General features: G+C 38.3%; 21 protein-coding genes. 6 read left to right on the top strand and 15 right to left on the bottom strand.

Translation table 11 applies throughout. The features are described from left to right. Nucleotides 1-64: 64 nt before the first annotated feature. Both HDE68_RS02910 and HDE68_RS02915 read right to left on the bottom strand, forming a co-directional pair. Nucleotides 65-589: a hypothetical protein gene (locus HDE68_RS02910; protein WP_183878721.1), complete on the bottom strand. Its 525-nt coding sequence runs from the start codon at nt 587-589 to the stop codon at nt 65-67. 15 nt (nt 590-604) lie between these two features. Beyond that, the gene (locus HDE68_RS02915; protein WP_183878723.1) at nt 605-1,375 is read right to left on the bottom strand and encodes a hypothetical protein; all 771 of its coding nucleotides are present in this window, start codon (nt 1,373-1,375) and stop codon (nt 605-607) included. 188 nt (nt 1,376-1,563) lie between these two features. Between HDE68_RS02915 and HDE68_RS02920 the strand changes: the two genes are divergently transcribed. Both HDE68_RS02920 and HDE68_RS02925 read left to right on the top strand, forming a co-directional pair. Beyond that, nucleotides 1,564-2,967 carry an MFS transporter gene (locus HDE68_RS02920; protein ID WP_183878725.1) on the top strand — a complete coding sequence of 468 codons (1,404 nt, stop codon included), beginning with the start codon at nt 1,564-1,566 and terminating at the stop codon, nt 2,965-2,967. Between the two features lie 85 nt (nt 2,968-3,052). After that, the gene (locus tag HDE68_RS02925; protein WP_183878727.1) at nt 3,053-3,568 is read left to right on the top strand and encodes a ferritin; all 516 of its coding nucleotides are present in this window, start codon (nt 3,053-3,055) and stop codon (nt 3,566-3,568) included. Between the two features lie 28 nt (nt 3,569-3,596). Here HDE68_RS02925 and HDE68_RS02930 read toward each other — a convergent pair whose 3' ends face one another. Then, a complete protein-coding gene (locus HDE68_RS02930; protein WP_183878729.1) occupies nt 3,597-4,043 on the bottom strand; it encodes a GNAT family N-acetyltransferase in 447 nt (148 codons plus the stop codon). Then, the gene (locus tag HDE68_RS02935) at nt 4,043-4,534 is read right to left on the bottom strand and encodes a YajQ family cyclic di-GMP-binding protein (RefSeq protein WP_183878731.1); all 492 of its coding nucleotides are present in this window, start codon (nt 4,532-4,534) and stop codon (nt 4,043-4,045) included. The genes HDE68_RS02930 and HDE68_RS02935 overlap by 1 nt, the downstream gene beginning before the upstream one ends. A 74-nt stretch (nt 4,535-4,608) precedes the next feature. Here HDE68_RS02935 and HDE68_RS02940 point away from each other — a divergent pair, with 74 nt between their 5' ends. The 3 genes from HDE68_RS02940 to HDE68_RS02950 all read left to right on the top strand — a co-directional run bounded on the left by HDE68_RS02940 (nt 4,609) and on the right by HDE68_RS02950 (nt 8,533). Then, on the top strand, nt 4,609-5,445 hold the full coding sequence (locus HDE68_RS02940; protein ID WP_183878733.1) for a hypothetical protein: 837 nt from the start codon (nt 4,609-4,611) through the stop codon (nt 5,443-5,445). A gap of 112 nt (nt 5,446-5,557) precedes the next feature. Continuing rightward, nucleotides 5,558-7,615 (top strand): polyphosphate kinase 1, encoded by a 2,058-nt coding sequence (gene ppk1, locus HDE68_RS02945; RefSeq protein WP_183878743.1) that lies wholly within the window; start codon nt 5,558-5,560, stop codon nt 7,613-7,615. A 6-nt stretch (nt 7,616-7,621) separates the two neighbouring features. Next, a complete protein-coding gene (locus HDE68_RS02950; protein ID WP_183878745.1) occupies nt 7,622-8,533 on the top strand; it encodes an exopolyphosphatase in 912 nt (303 codons plus the stop codon). Here the strand turns inward: HDE68_RS02950 and HDE68_RS02955 are convergent. The 7 genes from HDE68_RS02955 to HDE68_RS02985 form a co-directional block, all read right to left on the bottom strand. Then, the gene (locus HDE68_RS02955) at nt 8,472-9,038 is read right to left on the bottom strand and encodes a 4'-phosphopantetheinyl transferase superfamily protein (RefSeq protein WP_183878748.1); all 567 of its coding nucleotides are present in this window, start codon (nt 9,036-9,038) and stop codon (nt 8,472-8,474) included. The two genes, HDE68_RS02950 and HDE68_RS02955, sit on opposite strands and share 62 nt — an antisense overlap. After that, complete coding sequence (locus HDE68_RS02960; RefSeq protein WP_183878750.1) at nt 9,025-9,288, bottom strand: acyl carrier protein; 264 nt, start codon at nt 9,286-9,288, stop codon at nt 9,025-9,027. Before HDE68_RS02960 ends, HDE68_RS02955 begins: the two co-directional genes overlap by 14 nt. After that, nucleotides 9,281-10,558 carry a beta-ketoacyl-[acyl-carrier-protein] synthase family protein gene (locus HDE68_RS02965; RefSeq protein WP_183878752.1) on the bottom strand — a complete coding sequence of 426 codons (1,278 nt, stop codon included), beginning with the start codon at nt 10,556-10,558 and terminating at the stop codon, nt 9,281-9,283. The genes HDE68_RS02960 and HDE68_RS02965 overlap by 8 nt, the downstream gene beginning before the upstream one ends. Then, complete coding sequence (locus tag HDE68_RS02970) at nt 10,551-11,000, bottom strand: 3-hydroxyacyl-ACP dehydratase FabZ family protein (RefSeq protein WP_260171596.1); 450 nt, start codon at nt 10,998-11,000, stop codon at nt 10,551-10,553. The genes HDE68_RS02965 and HDE68_RS02970 overlap by 8 nt, the downstream gene beginning before the upstream one ends. A 67-nt stretch (nt 11,001-11,067) precedes the next feature. Beyond that, nucleotides 11,068-12,120 carry a type III polyketide synthase gene (locus HDE68_RS02975; protein WP_183878754.1) on the bottom strand — a complete coding sequence of 351 codons (1,053 nt, stop codon included), beginning with the start codon at nt 12,118-12,120 and terminating at the stop codon, nt 11,068-11,070. Next, nucleotides 12,120-12,830, bottom strand: a complete 711-nt coding sequence (locus tag HDE68_RS02980; RefSeq protein WP_183878756.1) for a methyltransferase domain-containing protein — start codon at nt 12,828-12,830, stop codon at nt 12,120-12,122. The genes HDE68_RS02975 and HDE68_RS02980 overlap by 1 nt, the downstream gene beginning before the upstream one ends. Continuing rightward, complete coding sequence (locus tag HDE68_RS02985) at nt 12,830-13,963, bottom strand: NAD(P)/FAD-dependent oxidoreductase (protein ID WP_183878758.1); 1,134 nt, start codon at nt 13,961-13,963, stop codon at nt 12,830-12,832. Before HDE68_RS02985 ends, HDE68_RS02980 begins: the two co-directional genes overlap by 1 nt. A gap of 138 nt (nt 13,964-14,101) precedes the next feature. Between HDE68_RS02985 and HDE68_RS02990 the strand changes: the two genes are divergently transcribed. Continuing rightward, complete coding sequence (locus HDE68_RS02990) at nt 14,102-14,308, top strand: hypothetical protein (protein ID WP_183878760.1); 207 nt, start codon at nt 14,102-14,104, stop codon at nt 14,306-14,308. A gap of 150 nt (nt 14,309-14,458) precedes the next feature. Here HDE68_RS02990 and pgl read toward each other — a convergent pair whose 3' ends face one another. The 4 genes from pgl to HDE68_RS03010 are packed head-to-tail and all read right to left on the bottom strand — an operon-like array spanning nt 14,459 to nt 18,892. Further along, complete coding sequence (pgl, locus tag HDE68_RS02995; RefSeq protein ID WP_183878762.1) at nt 14,459-15,184, bottom strand: 6-phosphogluconolactonase; 726 nt, start codon at nt 15,182-15,184, stop codon at nt 14,459-14,461. A gap of 1 nt (nt 15,185) precedes the next feature. After that, the gene (gene zwf / locus HDE68_RS03000; RefSeq protein ID WP_183878764.1) at nt 15,186-16,700 is read right to left on the bottom strand and encodes a glucose-6-phosphate dehydrogenase; all 1,515 of its coding nucleotides are present in this window, start codon (nt 16,698-16,700) and stop codon (nt 15,186-15,188) included. Between the two features lie 10 nt (nt 16,701-16,710). Then, nucleotides 16,711-18,126 (bottom strand): NADP-dependent phosphogluconate dehydrogenase, encoded by a 1,416-nt coding sequence (gene gndA / locus HDE68_RS03005; protein WP_183878766.1) that lies wholly within the window; start codon nt 18,124-18,126, stop codon nt 16,711-16,713. Continuing rightward, nucleotides 18,116-18,892 carry an ROK family protein gene (locus HDE68_RS03010; RefSeq protein ID WP_183878768.1) on the bottom strand — a complete coding sequence of 259 codons (777 nt, stop codon included), beginning with the start codon at nt 18,890-18,892 and terminating at the stop codon, nt 18,116-18,118. Before HDE68_RS03010 ends, gndA begins: the two co-directional genes overlap by 11 nt. Nucleotides 18,893-18,918 lie beyond the last annotated feature (26 nt).

Here is an 18,918-nt window from a genome sequence, read left to right on the forward strand (position 1 = left end):
AAAACAAAGAGCTGTGTTAACCTATGATAAGTAATAGTTTCTGATTAATTTTTTGCAGGATGCTTTATTTAACACTACAGGCTTTATCCAGTTCTGATAAGAGCTTTTTATTAAAGGGTATAGGAATTAACGAATCCTGCGCTGTATTATATTCAAATAACTGTCTTTTTGCAGGGTCGAAAGTATATCTTGCAATTACCGGATCATGATCGGGATAACTTTCATGGATGCTATAATCATAAGTTTTAGAGTAGCTCATTGCACTATCGATTTTCGCAGAGGGGCTGCCTTCCAGCATAAAGCCAAAAGAGGTACCTCCATTTTTAATGACCCGTTCTGCTAATCCATTAGTTAATTGCTTATAACTTGCTGAACTGGTCAGAATCTGATAAACGATCTGACTGCATGAACTATTAGGAAGAGGTTTTATAGTGCCGGCATTCAAAGGTTTCTTTACAGCTGCGGTTTTAATCAGTGTATCTTTTTTGACCGTATCTTCTTTGTTATCAGATTGATGTTGTGTACAGGATGTGGCCAGTAAAAGACCGGCAAATATTAAACTATGGAACTGGAATTTTTTAAGAATCATTTTTACACTAATATTTTATTCTAATCTTTTGATTACATGATCAAGATCATCTACAACAAGAACAAATACGATTTGGTTTTTTGGAAACAGGGACTGTAATTTATTTCTCCAGTTGATCAGCGGGGTAAATGAATAACTGGTTTTTTCAATCTCCCGGGTACAGGAAATACTGATTTCATAAGTAAGCCCTACTTTTTTTACATAAGTACTCTTTGTGCTTTGCGCATCAAAGAAACCTATTTTATTAAGGCCTTCTGCAATTTGATGAATCTCGGTTGCCGGAATATTGCGTTTATCAAAGTTCAGTTGATTGATCGCCGGACCATTAGTTATGCTGATTTCATTCGCTTGATTAGTTCGGGCCGATAAATAATTATAACCTAAAAATGGGATAATTGTAACTGCTGCCCCGATAAGGCTGATTGCAAAGACTCTCCACAAACTGAATGCTTTTCCACCATTACTGATATAATCAATGGTGTTGTTTTTTTGACTTCTCTGGAAGATGTATTGGGCAATTGAAGTATAAATTATAGGAATAATAAAATAAGGAGTCTTGCTGACCATTTTTATGGGCAAGAAGTAGATTGCTGTTATTAAGGCGATTGTAGTAATTATCCCATAGAGCAAAGCTTTCCTTGCCTTTTCTGGTTCACCAAACAATTTGAAATTTTCTGCAAACAAATATCCGGATGTTAACGGACCACCTAAATAAGTACCAAAATATATAGCCTTTTCGGTAAAAATATTGCTGTCTGATATCCTTTGTTTAACTATTTGTTCCATAATGACAACTTAATTTTCGTCTAATTACGCAAATTAATTTCATTTATCGGTTTCGGGCATGAAATTTATCGGTGATTAATAAAACAATTATTTACTTGTTTTATTATATTTTGATACTTTTGCTTTTCTTAATTCGTAGATTTTAATAATCCGGAACGATTGAGATATCGCAGTGAATAATATAAATTATGAAACATATACAAGAAGAAGCAGGGTGGGGAGCATTATTATCGGGCAAAAATGGTTTAAAATCAATAGCACTGGCGGGGGGAGTAATGATTCATGCGATGGACGTATATCTGGCTACGACCATTATGCCTTCGGTAACCAGTGATATCGGCGGTTTATCTTTTTACTCCTGGGCTACTACTATATATGTTGTGGCAGCAATTATTGGTTCTGTAATTTCTTCGGTCGTACTGTCAAAAATGGGCCCGAGAGCGTCCTACAGACTGGCTATTATATTTTTTGCTATTGGAGCGCTGATTTGTACTGTCGCTCCTGCAATGTCCGTTTTACTGGCCGGCCGGTTTGTTCAGGGCATTGGGGGTGGATTGCTCGTTGCCTTATCTTATGCTATGATCAGTATAGTTTATGAAAAGCGGTTCTGGTCAAGAGCAATGGCCCTGGTCTCGGCAATGTGGGGGATTTCGGCATTTTTAGGCCCTTTGTTTGGAGGGATCTTTGCCGAATACAGCCATTGGCGATATGCTTTTGTGACGTTGCTGATCATTGCAGCAGCCCTCATTTTTCTAACAGAAAATGTACTCCCTAAAAAACAGGATAAAGAACTTAAAGCGGCGAAGATCCCTGTAGTAAAACTTTTGCTGATTCTTTTTGCTGCACTGGCCATTTCAACAGGAAGTATAGCCGAAAACCTTTATGCAAACGCAGCAGGTGTAATTGGAGCCATTATTTTATTAGGTCTGGTGATCAAAGGTGAAAAAGGGGCATCAGAAAGATTGCTCCCTAATGGGGCCTATAAGTTGTCAACGCTTCTGGGAGCTACTTATGCCGTTGTTATCCTGCTGACACTTGCCGGTACGGTGGAGATTTATATCCCTTATTTTTTACAGATTATCCATGATTTTTCTCCACTTAAGGCGGGTTATCTGACCGTGTTAATTGCACTGGGCTGGTCTTTATGTTCTGTCGCATTTTCTGGTCTGCCTGCTAAATATGTGAAAGGGGTAATCATTGCAGGGCCTTTACTGGTACTTGCAGGACTTGCCTGGTTATCTTATTTTGTCTCTCATGTGGAATATGGCGGCGGTATAGGGTTTATAGTGATTTGTCTGCTGCTTATTTTTATTGGTGCAGGCATAGGGATGGGCTGGTCGCATATCTTAACCCAGGTGCTTTCCTCAGCCCCAAAAGGAGAGGAAGAAAAAGCTTCTGCTTCTATCTCTACTGTTCAGCTTTTGGGAACTGCTTTTGGATCGGCAGCAGCAGGTTTGATTGCTAATTTTTCAGGGATAACAAACCCGGGCGGTATTGCCGGTGCAGAACATGCTGCACAATGGTTATTTGGCGCATTTGCAATTACCCCTTTACTGGCATTGGTTGTAATCCTTTGTAAATTTAAAAGATAAATCTTTATTTGGAATTGTTCTTAATTGAGTTTAGCTTGCAGCTTTATTATTTTAAAAGGGCTGTATAACTATTAAAAAAGATGATATGATCAATAAAAGAATGGAAGATTTGCTGAATGCGCAAATCAATTTAGAAATGTATTCGGCTAACGCTTATTGGGCCATGTGCTCCTGGTTTACAGCTAAAGATCTGGATGGGTTTGCTAATTATTTTAAAGTACAGGCCAAAGAAGAACTTTTTCATGCTGAAAAGCAATTTGATTATATCCATGAAGTTGGGGGAAAAGTGGTAATTGATACTATTCAAAAACCTGCATCTGAATTTACTTCGGTATTAGAAGTTTTTGAGATCACTTTAGCACACGAAAGGGCGGTAACAAAAAGTATAGGAGAACTGATTAAAGCATCATTCGAAGAGAATGATTTTGCAACTCATAACTTTCTGCAGTGGTTTGTTACTGAGCAGGTAGAAGAAGAAGCTACTGTTTCTCAGATTATCAGTAAGCTGAAAATGATAGGGGATAACTCTTCAGCATTATATCTGCTCAATTCAGAACTGACGCAAAGAACATTCAATGCTGCTACCGGCGGTGCGGTTTAAGTATGCGAAAATATAAAAAGCATGAAGATTAATCTTCATGCTTTTTATAAATGTCTTTAACAATGACTGCCATGATATTTTCCGGCGTATCCAATGGCTCAAAACCATATTGACTATAGAGGCTATGTGCGTCTCTTGTAGCCAGCATATATCTTCTTAGGCCTTGCAAATCAGGATGAAAAAGCATCAGCGATATTAATTTTTTCGAAAGTCCCAAACCCCGGAATTCATCTTCCACATATACATCTGCCAGATAAGCGAAAGTAGCACGGTCAGTAATCCATCTCGCAAATCCGATTTGCCGGTTTTCTTTATAGATACCAAAACAAAGAGAGTTCTCTATAGATCTTTTGACTGTTTCTAAAGGAATTCCTTCGGCCCAATAAGACTGAGTACTCAGGAAAAGATGAACAGCAGTAACGTCTATGATACTTTTATCATCCGAAAAAATAAAGCCATTATCCGCAATTTCCATTAGTTACGCATATTGATGTATTGCAATGGCTGTCCAAAATCTTCGCTTTTGCAAAGTGAAATTACCTTTTGAAGATCATCAATATTTTTGCTTTGTACACGTAACTGATCGTCCATGACAGAAGCCTGAACTTTAAGTCCGCTGGCTTTGATTTTTGCAACTATCTTTTTAGCAACATCTTTATCAATTCCTTCTTTAATAGAAACTTCTTTTCTGATCATATTACCAGATGCGTATTGTTCTTTGCCAAAATCAAGACTTTTAGGATCAAGGTTTTGTTTCACCATACGGGAGATAATTGAATCCTCAATTGCTTTCAGACGCATGTCATCTTCCGTAACAATGGTGATTACATTCGTCTTTTTGTCGTGATCAATTGTACTCTGAGAGGTAGAGAAATCATAACGGTTAAGGATCTCTTTTTTTGCGTTGTTCATTGCATTATCCAATGTTTGCGCGTCAACTTTACTTACGATATCGAAAGTGGGCATGATTATAGCTTTAGTATAAAAAATATATTAGATTTAGATATTAATTATTTAACGTTCTGGCTAAAAAAATTATTATGAAAACCAATAAATCAAAAGTGCAAAAAAATAATGCTAAAAAAGCAGTTAAAAAAGAATTGGAGCAGAGTCTTACGCAAAAATTTTTTGAAGCAGTTTCTCATTTGGGTCATGATGCCGAGAAAATTGGTGAAGAATTAGCTCATGCAGCCAAATCGGTTGCCAGTAAATTAGCTAAAAAGTTCATTGCAGCAAAAGAAGAAGCTGCTAGGACAGTGCAGCCAACGAAGAAGGAAATAGCAAAGACGGCTAAAAAAGTTAAAAAGGCTACTGTTAAAGGAGCTAAAAAGGTTAAAAAAGAGGTTAAAAAGGCCGTTTCTAATATTAAAACATCAGGAAACAGTATTAAAGTTCCTATAATTGCAAGTGAAGAAAAGGCAGCTGATATTATTTCTAAAAATGTAAAAAAAGGTAAAGAAACAGTGAAAAAAGTAGTTCCTGCTGCGAAAAAAGCAGCTGATACAGCTAAAAAAGCCGTTCCTGCTGTTAAGAAAGAAGCTGCTACCTTGAAAAAAGAAGTTAAAGCTGTGAAAGATAAAGCTGCTGCTGCTGTTCAGGAAACCGCTAAAAGTGCACCGGTAAAAAGCGCTGTTAAAACTGCCGCTAAACCAGTTGCTACCGCTAAAAAAATAGTAAATACCGCTGCTGCAAAAGTTGCTCCTGTAAAGAAAACTGCCACTAAGCCTGCTGCTGGTACTGTTAAAACTACTGCAGCTACAAAATCTGCTGCTACAAAACCTGCAGCTGTTTCTGCTAAACCAGCTACGACTGTCCCTGCCGCTCAAACTTCTGTTGCTCCTGAAAAAACTGCGGATAAACCTACAGAGGAAGGTTAATTTAAAAATTGTTTAATTGAGATTAATGCTTGAATAATTAACATTGAATTAACAATAGAATTCGCAGTTTTGAGCATCCGTTCCCAACAGGGATGTTTTTGATATTAGCCCCATGACAAAGAAGAAGGTCCCATTTTTAAATAGAGAACTCAGCTGGTTATATTTCAATGAACGGGTTTTACAGGAGGCTACAGATGAGACTGTGCCGCTGATTGAAAGAATTAAATTCTTGTCTATTTTCTCTTCAAACCTGGAAGAATTTTACCGGGTTCGTGTAGCTACTCTGACCAGACTGTCTAATTTAAACGACAAGGCTAAGGAGTTACTAGGATTCAATCCGAAGAAAGTATTGAACGAGATTAAAAATATCGTTGTTAAACAGGAACGTAAATTTGAACAGCTTTTTCAAGCTACCCTGATTAATGAACTGGCACAAAACAGGATTTTTATCCTGAATGATACCCAACTCAATGTGGCTCGCGGAGAGTTCGTCAAAGAACATTTCCGGGATAAGATTCTTTCTAACCTGGTACCGATCATGATTGATCTGGAAAAACCTTTTCCGGAACTTAAAGACCGGTACCTGTATTTCTTTGTAAGACTTAAAAAGAAAACCGGTAAAAAAGATGAAAAATATGCATTGATAGAATTACCTCCTGATCTGCCGAGGTTTTTAGTCCTGCCGGAAACCAACGGACTAAAATTTATTATTCTTGCTGAGGATATTATCAAATACTGTTTGGATGACATCTTTTACGTATTTAAATACGATGAAATGGATGCTTATTCTATACAGCTGACAAGAGATGCCGAACTGGATATTGATAAAAATGTAAGTGACAAATTTATTGATGAATTAAAGACCAGTCTGGATAAGCGTAAAAAAGGTAAACCTATGCGTTTACTTTATGATACGGAAATGCCTTTTGATATGTTAGGTGTGCTGGTTGCCAAGATGAAAATTGAAGCTGAAAGTCTGATTCCGGGAAACCGTTATCATAAATTTGGTGATTTTATCCGCTTCCCGAATGTCGGTGACAAAAGTCTTGAATATCCTGCCAATGTACCTTTAAAGGTTTTCGGTTTACACCGGACACAAAGTATCTTTAATAAACTGGCAGAAAGAGATTACCTGGTTAATCTTCCTTATCAGTCATACGATTATATCATTTTGTTTTTGCGTGAAGCGGCAATTGACCCTAAAGTTACTGCAATCAATATTACACTTTATCGTCTTGCAGAAAATTCAAGAGTAATTAATGCTTTAATCAATGCGGCCAAAAATGGGAAGAAGGTCAACTGTCTGGTAGAGCTTAAAGCCCGTTTCGATGAACGTGCAAATATATTCTGGACTAACAGACTGGAAGAAGAAGGGGTGCATGTAAATTACGGACTGACGGATTATAAAGTCCATTCTAAAATCTGCCTGGTTACCCGGATAGAAAAAGGCCGTCCTGTTTATTATGCTAACCTGGCTACAGGTAATTTCAACGAAAAAACCGCTAAACTTTATTGTGATCATAGTATTTTTACTGCCAAAAAGGAGATCACACACGATCTGATCAAACTTTTTGCTGCTTTAAACAAACGTACCGTAGCCACAGGGTTTAAATACCTGATCGTTTCACCTTTAGAGTCAAGAACAAAGTTTTATACTTTGATAGACAGGGAAATTAAAATCGCCAAATCTGGCAAACCTGCTTATCTGATCTTCAAAGTAAACAGTCTGGCTGATGAAGGAATCGTGGAGAAATTATACGAAGCGAGCAATGCAGGAGTGAAGATCAAGCTGATTGTGCGTGGTATCTGCTGCCTGGTTCCCGGAGTGAAAGATTTCAGTGAGAATATTACTGTGATCAGTATTATAGATAAATTTTTAGAACATGCACGTGTGTTCATTTTTGGAAATAACGGTAAAGAAGAAATGTTTCTTTCTTCGGCCGATCTGATGAGCAGGAATTTTGAGCATCGTGTAGAGGTCGGTTTTCCGGTACTTGATGAAGATGTAAAACAAGAAATCAGAGATATCATTGAGTTTCAGTTACAGGATAATGTGAAAGCAAGGGATATTACCAGGTTAAACAATAATAAATACCATAAAAACCGGATCAGCACGAAAGTGAGGGCGCAGGTTCAAACATATAATTACTTAAAAAACAAACACCAGTAGGAAATTATGCTCAGATATGCAGCAATTGACGTTGGCTCTAATGCCGTAAGACTGCTTATTGCAGATATAACATACAGTGAAAATGGGTTTGGTTTTAAAAAGAATACACTGGTAAGGGTTCCTTTAAGGTTAGGGGATGATGCCTTTCTGGATCATAAAATCTCAGCACGTAAAATTGAAGATCTGATTAAAACTATGCAGGCTTTCAAAAACCTGATGGATGTTTACCAGGTTACTAAATATCTTGCCTGTGCTACATCTTCGATGAGAGAAGCGCAGAACGGACTCGATATTATTCAATTAATCAACGAAAAAGCAAATGTAAATCTGGAGATTATTGAAGGCCAGAGAGAAGCAAATATTATTTATGCCAATCATATTGAAGATGACCTGGATATCAGGAAAAACTATCTTTATATAGATGTTGGTGGTGGTAGCACAGAATTGTCTGTTTTCGTGAATAAAGTTCCTGTAGCTTCTAAATCATTTGATATCGGAACGATCCGGATACTGGATAACCAGGATAAAGAAGAGACCTGGGAAGAAATGAAACTTTGGGTAAAAGATCAGACCAAATATCATAAAAACCTGGCAGGTATCGGTACAGGCGGAAATATCAATAAGCTTTATAAAATGGCAAATGAAAAGGAGGGGATGCCATTAACCTTTTTAAAGCTGAAATCTCTTTATAATCAATTGAACAGTCATTCTTTAAAAGAGCGGATTCAGCTTTTTAATTTAAATCCTGACCGTGCAGATGTAATTATCCCGGCCTGTGAGATTTTTATTACCTTAATGAAATGGACAGGTATCAAACAGATCCATGTACCCAGGGTAGGAATGGCAGATGGGATTATTAATCTGTTAATAGAAGAGAATCTGAATAAACAACAGCCAGATAGTCACCGTGGTGACTGATGGATACAGCATGTTTCTGGCCGGTTAACTGATGGGTTAACTCAGGGAGTCCTGATGGGGTGCCGGCCAGAAGATAAAACTTTGATAAATTATTGAATTCTTCCTTATAAGCAGCTGAACGGGGGAGATAATGTAATTGAAGGTGTTCAAAATCTTCGGGTGCTGAAACAGCTATAGAATGGATGAAAGTTTTTTTAATTTCACTCCTGATCTGAAAAACCTCTCCCAGATAATTAATCTTTCCAAATGCCGCTGAACTATCAGTCTGTACCGTTTCACAATTGAAACTTAAGGGAACATAACTTCTGATACCGGTTTTGCGCTGTACAATCTTACAGGCTGCTTCTTTCATTGTCCAGATGAGCCATAGCATCACAACAGGACTGGGAGCTTCCAGGATCAGCTGCTGCTCATTAAACGTACATATTTTAGTCAGATAACCTTTGCGCTGCCAGTTGCTTTCCAGCGCAGCTTTTCTCAGATCAACGATGTCATTTCCGATCATGTGCAGCAAGCTTTGCCTCAATAACTTCTACAGTAGATTTTACGTCCAGCATTTTTGCCATAGAATCATTGTCTATTTCGATTCCGAATTTTTCTTCCAGGTCCAATACGATGTCGACAAGATTGGCTGAATTTATTTTCAGATCTTTAATAAAATCTGTGTCTTCATTAATCGTATCCAATGCTGTTTTATCTTCGGTATACGGAGCTGCAATTTCTTTGATAGCTGCAATTAATACTTCTCTATCCATGATCATATTTTTTTAATATCAAACAGGCATTTACATCGCCAAAGCCGAAACTTGCCTTAGCCAGAATATTGATTTTTTTATCGAGGCAAAACCCTGGAATACGTTCAGGATCTACCAGTGCTGCAATCTCCGGATGCAGGTCTTCACAATTAATGTTTGGAAAGATAAATCCTCCGTCCAGTTGTAAAACGGAAGCCACACATTCAATACTGCCGGCAGCACTGATACAATGACCAATCATTCCTTTAATTGAATTGATATAAGGAAAGTCTTTTCCCGAACGCCCCAGCGCTGTAACCCAGTTTTGTATTTCGAGCGTATCTTTTGAGGTGGCTGTTAAATGGCCATTGATCAGGTCAATTTCATCAGGCCTGATTCCGGAAGTCTTTAAAGCCATAGCAATACAGCGTTGTACTGCTAATGGGTTAGGGGCAGTCATGGTACCTGTTCCGCGCTGTCCGCCCGAATTTAAATGTCCGCCCAGTATTTCTCCATAAACTTTAGCACCTCTGGCTAAAGCGCTTTCCAGACTTTCTAAAACCATAGCCCCTGCACCACTGCCAGGCACAAAACCACTTGCAGTTTCACTCATTGGACGGCTTCCTTTTTCAGGTGCATCATTATACTTATAAGTGCAGACTTTCATGGCATCAAAACCAGCCCATATATAAGGCCCGCTGTCACTTGTACTACCGGCAAGCATAATCGTTGCCTGACCTGTTTTGATGCGTTCATAAGCCATTAAAATGCTTTCGGTTCCTGTTGCACAGGCAGAAGAGTTTGTTGTGACCTGGTTACCCAGACCAAGCTTTCCGGCTAAATAGGCACTAATACCACTTGCCATAGTTTGTGCGACAACTGTACTGCCCAGTTTGCGGATCTGCAGATTATCCAGTTTATAAACAGCATTTCTGAATTTATCAATTCCCGAAGTGCCTGTCCCGAAAATAGTACCACTTTCCCAGTCCGGTGTTTCGGCAGCAGCAGGTTCCAGTCCGGCATCTTTCCAGGCGTCCATACCTGCTATTACGCCATAAACAATCCCTGTGCTTTCGAGGTTCCGGATTTCCAGTGGAGTGAAGTACTGGAGGATACGCGATTCATCTATCACTGGTTTTCCTGCGATCTGGCAGGAGAAAAGAAGTTGTTCCAGCTGCGGATCATGCTTTATACCAGACAAACCATTTCTGATGGCTTGTGTGAATTGCGCAATGTCCGCACCATTTGGTGAAACAACCCCTAAACCGGTGATGACAACACGTTTAGTCATTCATTTTTGTCGTTACCATCCCTGAAATATTCCCTTTACAAACCACTTCTCCAGCTTCATTTTTCATCACGACATTACAGTTCAGTTTTTTAAATCTGAAATATACTTTTTCGGCTGTTACCGTCACTTTTTCGCCCGGAAATACTGGTTTCATAAAATCCATCGCTGTCGAAGTCAGCATCACATGTGCTTTCAGCTCTGAATTGGTATTTTGTGAAAGATAAATACCCAGGCAAACCAGGCCAATCTGTGCCATAGTTTCTGTTAAGATTACTCCTGGTGTAACCGGTGCATCTTTAAAGTGCCCTTTATAGAAATCAAGGTCCTTATCAAAAGTATAAGTTCCGGTTGATCCGTTTTCATCAATCTGCAATAATTCATCTACAAATAAAAAGGGCTTGCTGTAAGGTAATTTAGCTAGTATTTCTTGTGCGTTCATCATTATATTTTTTATTGTTTCAAAGATGTAAAGTAAATACAAAAATTGTTTAGAAACAGTTTAAAGTTTTTTACCACCGCAATAAGATCCGCTGCGCAGAAAATCCCGGGCCAAAACTAAGCATCAAACCTGTTTCACCTTTTTGTGGTTTTCTATCCATAATCCGTTCAAGCACATAGAGTACTGTAACGCTTGACATATTTCCATATAATCTCAGCACCTCTTTTGTATCGTCAATATCTTTGCCCATAGAACCAAATAATTCTTCTACAACTTCTATGATTTTTTTTCCGCCCGGATGAAAAATGAGGTGATCTATAGCTTGAATTTCCAATCCGTTTTTAGCTAAAAACGGATGGATGATCGCAGGGAAATGCTGCCCGATTGTTTCAGGAACGGTTATATCCAGTATCATTTGTAAACCGGTATTGGTCAGTTTAAAACCCATTATATCCTGAGTATCGTAGAAATGATACATCTCTTCATCCAGTATTTCCGGACCCTGATCATCGGGATGTGAAGATAAAAGTACACAGGCAGCACCATCGCCAAAAATAGCGGCACTTACAATATTGGCCATCGAAAAATCGTTTAGCTGAAAAGTTGCTGTAGGGGATTCTACGGCGATCAAAGCAGCTCTTTTACCCGGGTTAGCCTTTAAGAAATGTCTGGCATAGATTAATCCTGATATCCCTGCAGCACAGCCCATTTCCGTTACCGGAAGACGTACAATATCCTGCCTTAATTTTAAGGCATTGATCAGATAAGCGTCCAGAGAAGGAATCATAATCCCGGTACAGCTTACGGTAATGATATAATCAATATCCTGATTTTGCCAGCCGGCTTTTGCGATCGCATCGCTCAGACATTTTGTCCCCAGTTTTATACCTTCTCTGATATATATATTATTGCGTTCCTGGAAACCAAGATCACTGAATACCTCTTCGGGTGACATCAATGAGTAACGCTTGTCTACTGCCGCATTTTCAAATATCTTTTTAACCTTGCGGACAAATCTGTCTTCCTGTCCATGCAGCCATGCATCCAGAAAGGGGATAATTTCGGCTGTGGTCCTTGTATATTCAGGCAATGCTTTGCTGATGCTTTTTATAGTTACACTCATTATATTTTAACTATCCATTGATAACGAAACGCCCATTTCCATTTGATAACATAATTTTTAAGCCCCAGTGTTTTTGAAAATGACAAGAGATCGGCCTTTTTAAACCCCCGAAGAATAGAAACCAGTCCATCTTCACGGGACATTGCATTGAGGCGGAATACAAAACATAAGCCCAGAAACAGGTAATAAGCAATAGCACTCCGCTGTAAATCATTGATCACAAAACCCAGTCCTGCTGTTTTTTGAAAACTTTGCAGCAGGGCTATGATCTCCTGATCTTTAAAATGGTGTAAGGTTAAAGTGCAAAGGATTATATCTGTTGGTTCCTGTTGATTCAGCTCATTAAATACATCCTTACATTCATAACTTATATTGGTATATCCGGCAGATAAACTCCGTGCATGCGCTACTGTAAAATTATTGGCATCAATCCCGGTCAGTACGAAATTCAGCTGATTGAGCTGCGCGTAATCGGCCAGTGCCCTTAACATATCTCCATTTCCGCATCCTATATCTGTAATACGTATTAAAGTGGATTTTGGTTGTGTTTTGATTAAAAATTTAATCCCTTCAAGGGTCACTTTATTGCCGCCAAGCAAACGGTTGATACTGGCAATTTTATCAAGGGCATCCCTGAGTATTTCTCCTTCCATATCAAAGTTATCCATTATCTCGGGAGCGGTACTTCTGTTGGTAGTGTCTATAAACATTATTCCTGAACTGTTAAAAGATGACCATGCGTTTTTTTGATCAGCATAGGTAAGACAAAAGGGATATTTACCATCCCGCTGATGAGCTTTTCTGCTAAATATTCTTTGCTCAAAATAGCTGATAAAGTACTGCCCATTCGCAATCTGGATTTAAAATTCTGATTCCAGGATATAATATAGCGTTTTTCCAGCTCAGTTCTGCTGGAAATATCTCCTTTAAAAAATGCGGTCAGTAAGGTTGCACAAATCTGCGCACTGTGAATAGCCATGGCCATACCATTTCCACATAAAGGATGTATTAAAGCAGCAGTGTCACCAATCATCAGGATGTGATCAGTGACAGTTTTTCTTGCACCGAATGATAACTGACTGATAGTTAAAGGTGTCTCGAATAATGGTGTGCAACGTTCAAAAATATCTTTTAAGTGTTTATTCTGATAAAGTACCTTTTCCTGATATATCCCGATATTTTTATGTGTTTTGAAGGTATTATAATCTGCCAGATAACAGATATTTATCTTTTGATCTTCAACTTTAGAAACCCCGCAATATCCTCCTTTAAAATTATGCAGTGCGATAAGATCATTTTGAAATTCTCCTGTATAGTGGGCTTTTACAGCCAGAAATGGAGATTTTTGCTGAATAAAAGTTCTTTTTAATTTGAGATCGAGTGAAGAACGTTTCCCATAAGCGCCAATAACCTGTCTGACTATGAATTGCTGCTTATTTTTAGTAGAAACCGTGAAGCTCTCTTTCCCGAATATAACGTGATTGACAGTATCCTGTATCACAAGTCCGCCTTTAGCTATAAATTTTTCATAAAGGAAGTTATCCAGTTGATACCTGCTGACTCCAAAACCGCCAAGCGGTAACCTGGTAAAAATACTATTGCCCTGAATTGTAGAGAATTGTAACCTGGTGATGATGGAAGGCCGAAGTATAGCCGGATCAGCATCCAGCCACTGCAAATAGGGGAGGATCTCATTAGAAACATATTCGCCGCAGACTTTATGATGAGGATATGTGTCTTTTTCAATCAGAATTACAGCTATTCCTGTCTTTTGGAGATGTAATGCCGCTGTTAATCCTGCTAATCCACCACCTATAATTAAGACATCTGTTTGAGTGGGCATAAAATGGGGTTGGGCGTTTTATTAATATACAACAGATTCAGGGCTGATTTGTTCTGATGTAAAAAAAGAGGATATGCTTTTACAGAACATGGTATTCTGATGTTATCCAATGTGCTTAAAGGTGATAAACCTATACAGATGAGTATACGTATTATTGAAATTTTCGTCAAATTAAGGGAGACGATTCTTTTACATAAAGACATCTCATTATTAGTAGAGCAAATAGAGAAAAGGCTTGTTAAGCAAGATGAGAAAATTGATGTTCTTTTTACTTACCTGAGTAAATTTATTGAAAAGGATGAACAGCCAGGAATACGCATTGGTTTCAAGACTAAGAATGATTAATGATGTTTTGTTGATTTTATAAGAGAATATGTTTCCAGCCAATCAGAACATGTTACAATTCTTTTTCTTATTCTTAAACCCTCAAAAAAACATATATAGAAAGCCCTGCTCCATTTAAATGGAGCAGGGCTTTCTATAAAGATGATGATCTTAGTTATCCAGCAATTTCGCCGCATCACTATCCAAAAACCAGGTAAGGCTACCATCAATCGGATCAATCAATTCAGATGGATACAATTTGGTATTCTTAGGCTGACCTTCAATAACATGTTTAAGGGCTTCTGCTTTAGCTTCTCCAAATACAAGGAAAGCCACATTTTTTGCCTTATTAATTAAAGGAGCAGTGAAACTGATTCTGTAGGTATCTAATTTTTCAACAAATACGCTTTCCACAGTGACTTCTTTGCTATCCAGAATATCAGTACCAGGGAATAATGAAGCAGTATGCCCGTCATCGCCCATGCCTAATAAAATAAGATCAAATGAAAGATCTGCACCGGCAAAATGTGTATTGATAGCTTTTGCATATTCAATAGCAGCTTTTTCGGGAGCAAGCGTAGTATCTACAAAAAAGATGTGATCAGCAGCAACATTCAAAGGATCTAAAATTGATTTTTTAGCCATTAAGCCGTTATAGCTTTCATGTCCTGGAGGAACATTGCGTTCATCGCCGATAAAGAAAAATACTTTTGACCAGTCTAATTTTTCACGGTATGTGGTAGACAGCATCTCATATAATTCTTTAGGGGAATTACCGCCTGTAAGCACAAAATTAAAACAATCTTTTTCAGCAATCGCTTTTTCAGCAATTGCAATAATATAATCTGCTAAGTCTTTCAGCAGCTCACTTTTTGTTTTATAGATAAGTAAATTCATACTAGTCTTTGTTTTTTAAAGGTAATGTGAACCAATGGAAGCCATCTCTTGCAATCAGGGCTTCAGCATCTTCAGGCCCCCATGAGTCTGCAGGATAATTAGGGAAGCTTAATGAAGTTTTGCTTTCCCATGCATTAATTACCGGCATTAATAATTCCCATGCACTTTCTACCTGATCTGCGCGCATAAATTGTGTCTGATCTGCAATCATTACGTCCAGTAATAAAGTCTCATAAGCCTCAGGAGCTTCTGAACTATAAGTTCCTTTGTAATCAAAAACCATATCAACAGGGTTCAGTACCATATCCAGTCCGGGTCTTTTAGCCTGTACCTGTAAACGGATACTCATTTCAGGCTGAATACTAATGATCAGTCTGTTTTGCTGCCAGTGTTCAGTTACACCTGCAGGGAAAACCTGGTGAGGAACATCCTTAAACTGTATCGTAATCAAAGAAGAAGTCTGGAACAGACGTTTACCGGTACGTACATAAAAAGGAATTCCCTGCCAGCGCCAGTTGTCTACAAAGAATTTGGCTGCAGCAAAAGTTTCTGTGTTAGAATGTGCATCTACATCTTTTTCAGATCTGTAGCCAGGAACTTCTTTTCCTTCTACCCATCCTTTAGAATATTGTCCGCGGACAGTGCTTAAACGGATATCATCAGGTCCGAAAGGACGCATAGCTTTTAATACATCGACTTTTTTATTTCTGATTTCATCAGCATCAAAATTGATAGGGGTTTCCATACCGATTAAGCAAAGAAGCTGTAAAATATGATTCTGGATCATATCTCTTAATGCACCTGCTCCATCATAATAACCTCCACGATCTCCAACTCCCAATTGCTCTGTTACAGAAATCTGTACGTGGTCAATATAAGTACGGTTCCAAAGTGGTTCAAGGAAAGAGTTGGCGAAACGGAAAGCCATAATATTCTGAACAGTTTCCTTACCCAGATAATGGTCAATTCTATAAATCTGTTTCTCTGTGAAAATACCTGTAAGCAGTTTATTTAATTCTTTGGCAGTCTCTAAATCACGGCCAAATGGTTTTTCAATTACAATACGGCAATTTTCTTCATTTCCTGCAAGATCATATTTTGCAATACATTCTGCGATTAACGGGAATAGGTTTGGTGCTACTGCCAGGTAATAAATTACCTGTGTTTTAGGACCAAATTTCTTTTTAAGTTTCTCAATACTTGTTTTAAGATCCTGGAAAGTTTCAGGAGCAGACACGTCTACAGGATTGTAGAACACATTTTCTGCAAAAACATCCCATTTTTCTTTTTTTACTTTTCCGGCACGGGAAAATTGATTTACGCCGCCCATAATAGTTTCACGGAATTGTACATCAGTGAGTTTACTTCTCGCTGTTCCGATGATTGCATAATCTTTAGGCATATAGCCATCAGAATACAAGTTATAAAGTGCTGGCGCAAGTTTGCGCATATTTAGATCCCCAGTGCCACCGAAGATGACAAAAATGGTTGGGTTAAGGCATTGACTTGTTTTCATTTCTTTTGTATTATGATTTTACAGGGTTCCAGATGGCATGGAAAGTTCCTTCTGCATCTGTACGTTCAAACTGGTGCGCACCAAAGAAATCTCTTTGTGCCTGAATTAAGTTAGAAGGCATTCTTTCTGTTTTTAACGAATCAAAGTAAGTCAGGGCAGAAGCAAATGCAGGAACGGCTAATCCTGTTAACACAGTATGGCTAACTACAGACCTCATTCCAGGTAAAATTTCTTCTAATTTTTTTGCTATACCTGCATCAGCATAAAGATGCTCCAGATCAGGTTGTTTTTTATAAGCCTGGTAAATATCTTCTAAGAATTCTGCTCTGATAATACATCCGCCACGCCAGATTTGCGCAATTTCATGCAGGTTCAGTTCATATTCATAAGTGATAGATGCCTGCCATAATAAGTGAAGACCCTGTGCGTACGAAGTAATTACTGCAAAATATAAAGCCTGCTCCAGTTCAACGATAAATTTGTCTTTATCTCCAACAGTATATTTTCCCTGTGTATAAGTTTTAGATAAAGCAGTACGTAAGCTTTTGAATTTAGATAAGTCTCTTGTACTTACGGCCTCATTAATCGTAGGAATAGGCAATTGCAAGTCCATTGATACTTGTGATGTCCATTTCCCTGTACCTTTCGATTTAGCTTCGTCTTTAATGTAATCAACCAGGTAACCACCGGTTTTTTCATCTTTAAAGGCAAATATATCTTTCGTTACTTCTAATAGAAAAGATTGTAAACGACCATTGTTCCATTGCTCAAATACACCATGAATCTGCTCATTTGAATATTCAAGTGCATTTTTCATAATGTCATAAGCCTCTGCCAATAATTGCATCATGGCATATTCGATACCGTTATGCACCATTTTAACAAAGTGGCCAGAAGCTCCGGGGCCGATATAAGCCACACATGGATCACCTTTTACTTTTGCAGAAACAGCTTCAAGGATTTCTTTCATTTCACCATAAGCAGCTTTATCACCGCCTGGCATAATACTAGGGCCGAAACGCGCACCTTCTTCACCGCCTGAAATTCCCATTCCAAAGAAATGGATTCCATCATTTGATAAGTCGGCTGCTCTTTTGCTGGTATCAGTAAAGTGAGAGTTTCCGCTATCAATGATAATATCACCTTTATCTAATAAAGGTAAAAGTTCCTGAATGACACTGTCAACAATTGGTCCTGCAGGTACCAAAAGCATAATTCTTCTTGGTAATTGCAGACTTCCAATAAAATCTTCCAATGAGCTGTAAGCAGTAAGATTGTGTTTTGCACCATCTTCTTTAAGTTTCTGGATCATTTTCGGATCCTTGTCATAACCTGTTACTGCGAAGCCTTTATCGGCCATGTTCAGCAATAAATTGCGGCCCATTGTACCAAGGCCTATCATTCCTAATGTGAATTTACTTTCCATTTGTTGTATTTGATTTTGGATAGGTTGTGAAAACATGATATTTTTCCTTAGCGGCCCATAATTTTGCACCACCTTTAATACCATCCCTGTTAGAAACAAGGTGGATATTATGATCTAGCTCAAAATTGATGTATTTGGAATTTCCTCCTCCAAGATATAGCACATCATAGTTAAACACTGTTTTATAAATTTCTATAATTCGTTTTAGTCTTTCATTCCACTTCTTTTCACCTTCTTTTTGAAAGGCCTTTTCCCCGATGTAATCATCATAATCCTTGTTTTTTGAAATAGGAAGGTGTGAAAGTTCAAGATGCGGGAGTAACTCTCCGTCAAAAGTCAGTGCTGTGCCGAAACCTGTACCTAAAGTAAGGACGATTTCAAAACCTTTACCTTCTATAAGGCCAAGCGCTTGCTGATCAGCATCATTAACCAGTCTGACAGGCCTGTCTAAAACATCGCTGATCTGCTGTGCAAGCGGAAAACCTGCCCATTGATTTTTGGCAAGATTAGGAGCTGTTTCAACGATACCGCATTTTACATATCCGGGGAAACCAATTGCGATTCTTCCATAAGGTGTAAGTGGTGCAACCAATTCATGGATAACTTTAATTACATTTTCAGGAGTAGAATCCTTGGGTGTAGGAAGCTTGGTATACTCAGAGAATAGTTCGCCTTCTTGTGTTAAGATACAGGCCTTGATACCGGTGCCACCAATATCAATTGATAAAATATGGGTACTTTCTTTTTCTTTCTCTTTGCTTGCCATAATTCTTTTTTTATGAATATTGCTTT

The sequence above is a fragment of the Pedobacter cryoconitis genome, from assembly GCF_014200605.1.
Lineage (GTDB): Bacteria > Bacteroidota > Bacteroidia > Sphingobacteriales > Sphingobacteriaceae > Pedobacter > Pedobacter cryoconitis_B.

What these genes read in the sequence shown, in the direction of transcription:
- HDE68_RS02985 (WP_183878758.1), bottom strand. Translation starts at nt 13,963, where the DNA reads ATGCCCACTCAAACAGATGTCTTAATTATAGGTGGTGGATTAGCAGGA.
- HDE68_RS02960 (WP_183878750.1), bottom strand. Translation starts at nt 9,288, where the DNA reads ATGGATAGAGAAGTATTAATTGCAGCTATCAAAGAAATTGCAGCTCCG.
- HDE68_RS02950 (WP_183878745.1), top strand. Translation starts at nt 7,622, where the DNA reads ATGCTCAGATATGCAGCAATTGACGTTGGCTCTAATGCCGTAAGACTG.
- HDE68_RS02930 (WP_183878729.1), bottom strand. Translation starts at nt 4,043, where the DNA reads ATGGAAATTGCGGATAATGGCTTTATTTTTTCGGATGATAAAAGTATC.
- HDE68_RS02920 (WP_183878725.1), top strand. Translation starts at nt 1,564, where the DNA reads ATGAAACATATACAAGAAGAAGCAGGGTGGGGAGCATTATTATCGGGC.
- HDE68_RS02925 (WP_183878727.1), top strand. Translation starts at nt 3,053, where the DNA reads ATGATCAATAAAAGAATGGAAGATTTGCTGAATGCGCAAATCAATTTA.
- HDE68_RS02915 (WP_183878723.1), bottom strand. Translation starts at nt 1,375, where the DNA reads ATGGAACAAATAGTTAAACAAAGGATATCAGACAGCAATATTTTTACC.
- zwf (WP_183878764.1), bottom strand. Translation starts at nt 16,700, where the DNA reads ATGAAAACAAGTCAATGCCTTAACCCAACCATTTTTGTCATCTTCGGT.
- pgl (WP_183878762.1), bottom strand. Translation starts at nt 15,184, where the DNA reads ATGAATTTACTTATCTATAAAACAAAAAGTGAGCTGCTGAAAGACTTA.
- HDE68_RS02910 (WP_183878721.1), bottom strand. Translation starts at nt 589, where the DNA reads ATGATTCTTAAAAAATTCCAGTTCCATAGTTTAATATTTGCCGGTCTT.
- HDE68_RS02990 (WP_183878760.1), top strand. Translation starts at nt 14,102, where the DNA reads ATGAGTATACGTATTATTGAAATTTTCGTCAAATTAAGGGAGACGATT.
- HDE68_RS02975 (WP_183878754.1), bottom strand. Translation starts at nt 12,120, where the DNA reads ATGAGTGTAACTATAAAAAGCATCAGCAAAGCATTGCCTGAATATACA.
- HDE68_RS02970 (WP_260171596.1), bottom strand. Translation starts at nt 11,000, where the DNA reads ATGATGAACGCACAAGAAATACTAGCTAAATTACCTTACAGCAAGCCC.
- HDE68_RS02940 (WP_183878733.1), top strand. Translation starts at nt 4,609, where the DNA reads ATGAAAACCAATAAATCAAAAGTGCAAAAAAATAATGCTAAAAAAGCA.
- HDE68_RS02980 (WP_183878756.1), bottom strand. Translation starts at nt 12,830, where the DNA reads ATGTTTATAGACACTACCAACAGAAGTACCGCTCCCGAGATAATGGAT.
- ppk1 (WP_183878743.1), top strand. Translation starts at nt 5,558, where the DNA reads ATGACAAAGAAGAAGGTCCCATTTTTAAATAGAGAACTCAGCTGGTTA.
- gndA (WP_183878766.1), bottom strand. Translation starts at nt 18,126, where the DNA reads ATGGAAAGTAAATTCACATTAGGAATGATAGGCCTTGGTACAATGGGC.
- HDE68_RS02955 (WP_183878748.1), bottom strand. Translation starts at nt 9,038, where the DNA reads ATGATCGGAAATGACATCGTTGATCTGAGAAAAGCTGCGCTGGAAAGC.
- HDE68_RS03010 (WP_183878768.1), bottom strand. Translation starts at nt 18,892, where the DNA reads ATGGCAAGCAAAGAGAAAGAAAAAGAAAGTACCCATATTTTATCAATT.
- HDE68_RS02965 (WP_183878752.1), bottom strand. Translation starts at nt 10,558, where the DNA reads ATGACTAAACGTGTTGTCATCACCGGTTTAGGGGTTGTTTCACCAAAT.
- HDE68_RS02935 (WP_183878731.1), bottom strand. Translation starts at nt 4,534, where the DNA reads ATGCCCACTTTCGATATCGTAAGTAAAGTTGACGCGCAAACATTGGAT.